The 482-nt window shown below is 64.9% G+C and carries 1 protein-coding gene and 1 pseudogene; both read right to left on the reverse strand.

Annotation, left to right across the window (positions count from 1 at the left end):
• On the reverse strand, window positions 1-299 hold a 299-nt coding region (locus ABD323_RS46160), incomplete at its 3' end, for a helix-turn-helix domain-containing protein (protein WP_425556346.1).
• A pseudogene (locus ABD323_RS41660) lies at window positions 202-482 on the reverse strand (hypothetical protein); the annotation flags it as partial. The pseudogene ABD323_RS41660 and the gene ABD323_RS46160, both read right to left, overlap by 98 nt.

A 482-nucleotide genomic window follows, 5' to 3' on the forward strand; every position in this document is an offset into this window, starting at 1 on the left:
GAGTCCAACGGCACGGTTGACGGCGCTGCGGAGAAGAACGACATCGGGGTACCGGTGCCGCTGGCGATGGCACGCAGGCCGTCTTCCGTCGCCTCACGGGCCTGCGTTTCGACACTGGAGATCCACGCGGGACTGAGGCCAGCCATCGTGGCCATCTCGCCCTGGGTGGGGCCCAACATCTCCCGCAGGGTGCGCAGGCGCTCAGCCGGAGAAGCCCCTGGCACCGTGACCATGACCCGGTTCCTCCTTCGGAAGTTCAAGTTCCAGCTCATCGTCGTGCGGCTGGAAGTACAGTTCATGCAGCTCAGATGCGGTCTCTGGCAGCAGGAAGTCTAGATCGGTCTTGGCGGTGGCGCCGAACTTCCAGAGGCCGACCGGCCGCACCACACGGAAAAACGGGGCACCGCTGCCAGGATCGATCCGCCAGAGGGTGAGAAGTTGGTCATTGACCGGTCCGAACAGCGGCTCCTCCGAGTACTCCC

Origin of the sequence: Kitasatospora nipponensis, from assembly GCF_039528135.1 — a bacterium.
GTDB classification, from domain to species: Bacteria; Actinomycetota; Actinomycetes; order Streptomycetales; family Streptomycetaceae; genus Kitasatospora; species Kitasatospora nipponensis.